The sequence below is a fragment of the Mycobacterium sp. genome (assembly GCF_035499775.1).
In the GTDB taxonomy this organism is placed as follows: domain Bacteria; phylum Actinomycetota; class Actinomycetes; order Mycobacteriales; family Mycobacteriaceae; genus Mycobacterium.
This window is the reverse complement of sequence record NZ_DATJYB010000251.1, coordinates 1-2534: the sequence shown is the minus strand read 5'-3', so window position 1 is coordinate 2534 and position 2534 is coordinate 1. Positions and strand designations below refer to the sequence as shown.

At 63.0% G+C, this 2534-nt stretch carries 3 protein-coding genes; 2 read left to right on the top strand and 1 reads right to left on the bottom strand.

The window, feature by feature from the left end; all coding sequences use genetic code 11:
* Positions 1–768: 768 nt before the first annotated feature.
* Entirely contained in the window at positions 769–1062 is a 294-nt protein-coding gene (locus VML93_RS16640; protein ID WP_325612286.1) for a tyrosine-type recombinase/integrase, read from the bottom strand.
* A 213-nt stretch (positions 1063–1275) separates the two neighbouring features.
* On the opposite strand from VML93_RS16640, the gene VML93_RS16635 reads away from it, so the two are divergent.
* Together VML93_RS16635 and VML93_RS16630 are read left to right on the top strand one after the other, a co-directional pair.
* Entirely contained in the window at positions 1276–1947 is a 672-nt protein-coding gene (locus tag VML93_RS16635; RefSeq protein ID WP_325612285.1) for a response regulator transcription factor, read from the top strand.
* Positions 1948–1988: 41 nt separating this feature from the next.
* Positions 1989–2396 carry a response regulator transcription factor gene (locus VML93_RS16630; protein WP_325612283.1) on the top strand — a complete coding sequence of 136 codons (408 nt, stop codon included), beginning with the start codon at positions 1989–1991 and terminating at the stop codon, positions 2394–2396.
* The last annotated feature ends 138 nt before the right edge of the window (positions 2397–2534 follow it).

The following is a 2534-nucleotide window of genomic DNA, read 5'->3' as shown; positions in this document are numbered from 1 at the left end:
GCCTCGACATCTGTAACCGCGCCGTCATCCGTCATCGAATAGCCCCCGATTCAGCGCACCGAGACCGACGTCGGTGCTGCGCCGAGCGTAATTCCTCATGACCAGTTTGTGGAGACGTCGACGTTCACCAACACCGACGCGTGGTCGCTCGGCGCTTTCCCTTTCGTACCTCGCGGACAATCTCAGCATGCGCCACGCGCTCGGCCGGCGCCGGCGCCGAGGATGAAGTCGATGCGTCGCTGCTTGTAGATGGTTCTCGACGTTCGTGGTGAATCCGAAAAAGGTACTTGGGGGACCAGGTGCGAAGTAGCCGGCTCAACCTACTGGCCCGACCGCCCCCGAGTACGCGCCGTTCAAGTGGTCCGGCAGCGTCAGGAAGTGGCGAGAACGTCTTCTGTGGGGTGGCATTGCGGTATGGGCGTGCAACCAGCTTGCCGTTGCCGAGTTCGTATCTTGCGCCGCCCAGCGTGAACCCGACCTTTCCGTCGCCCGTCTGGATCGCCCCGACCGTGAGGCCCGGCTACTCACAAACTATCGGGAATTCCTTGTCGCAGAACGGACTCGATGCATCTACCGACTGCGCTGGCACCTCCACGAACTCGACCCGACATGGAAAACCCAAAGCCCGCTCGCTGGATCGCATCAGCACTTTGGACCATTTCACACAACCCATCGCAGACATCGAAGGGACCATCGCACGCCTCGCGCGAGGACTCGTCGACCGCTGCCGCGAACTCAGCACACTGATCACTGCCCTGACCGCAGAAATCACCCTCGTCGGTGGAATCTCGCGGTGGGGATGGGCAGCTGGCCCTCGGGATTGGCGCTGCTGCGCGGCAGCAGCACGCCAGCGGTCGGGAACCGTTGTCGGGTGCGGGCCCGCCGCGCCTCGATCATCGTGGTGAGTTCGTCGTCGATGGGCACCACCGCGTCGCGACGCATCTTGTGGTTACGGTACGGCAGGTAGACCGCGCCCTGCGGGTCACGGACCAGGCAGCCCAGCGCCAGCCGCCTGGCGTCGCCGATGCGCAGTCCGGTGCGGATGAGGATCTGCACCAGCAGCCGGATCCGCGGGTCGATGACCCGTTCGACCGGCGTCTCGTCGCGGCGAGGATGGTCGCTGGGATACCGCTGCGGTCCGAATTAGAAACAGGTAGTGCAGTACTCAAGCGGAGCGGCGCCGATGCGCGGATAGTTTCAATGGTCAACCCTGACGGCTTCGAGTACCGATCGTGATTGGGTGACCATGAACGACCGGGGAGGGACGGCATCAAGGTGAGTAATCGCGTTTCGGTTGTCATTGCCGAGGATTGCCTGCTGGTGCGAGACAGCATTTACCGGGCGTTGTCGACCGACGCCGAAGTGACTGTCGTCGGTGTCGCCGAGGATTACGACGCGACGGTCGAACTCGTCGAAAAGCATCACCCGACGATCCTGGTCACCGATGTGCGGATGCCGCCGACGTCGACCGATGAGGGCATTCGGTTGGCCCGGTGGATGCGGACCGCGCATCCAGACACCGGGGTGATCGTGTTGTCGCAATACGCGGATCCGAGCTACGCGGCGGGGTTGCTAGAGGCCGGTACGTCGGCGCGCGGGTATCTATTGAAGGAACGTGTTTCACATTTCGACCAGCTCAGCGCGGCGGTGCACCAGGTCGCGGCCGGTGGGACGGTGCTCGATCCGCTGGTGGTGGAGGCGCTGCTGGCCCAGCCGCCCTCCGCCGCAACGCTGAGCCGATTGACCCCCAGGGAACGCCAGGTACTCGGCGAGTTGGCAACCGGGCTCAGCAATCGCACCGTGGCGCAACGGCTGGTGCTGTCCCAGCGGGCGGTGGAAAAGCATATCAATTCGATTTTCGCCAAGCTCGGCTTGACCGTCGACGCCTCGGTTGATCGGCGGGTCAGGGCTGTGCTGATGTTCCTCGACGAGCGTGTCTCGGCTTAAGAATCTGGTGTGCACACGATGGAAAGTGTGGTGTGTACACCATGGTGTGCGACAAATCGGCCCGCCACGATGCCAAGGTGGCGGACGAGGTGCGAGTCTGGGTCGTCGACGACCAGGCCAGTTTCCGGCTGGCTACCGCCGCCACCCTGGCTGCCATGGACGATTTCGTGATGGCCGGCGAATGCGAGACGGGTGAAACCGCGATCGAACTCATCCAGGACGACGGTGCAGGCATCGTGTTGATGGATATTCACATGCCGGGAATGGGTGGCATCGAAGCCACGCGGCGAATCCGCGCCGCACATCCAGATTTGATGGTCCTGCTGATGTCAACCTACGACATCGAGGACCTTCCCTCTGGGGCCGCGCACTGCGGCGCCGCGTCGTACCTGCACAAAGAACACCTGAGTCCAGACTTGCTGAGACAGATATGGCGAGCAGGCGGCTGAGGCCGCTCCGGTGTTATTAGGCCACGACCGCATTCACCGCTTTGCGAAGAAACGCGTTGAGCTGTTCCTTACTACTTTGCTGGCCGTGTGTTCCGTCGTTGGCGTGTTGGTGCCACTGGCACTGTACCTGTGGGTGGT

Bases quoted from the DNA above. Each gene is read 5' to 3' on its own strand.
- VML93_RS16630 (WP_325612283.1), top strand. From the start codon at position 1,989: ATGGTGTGCGACAAATCGGCCCGCCACGATGCCAAGGTGGCGGACGAG.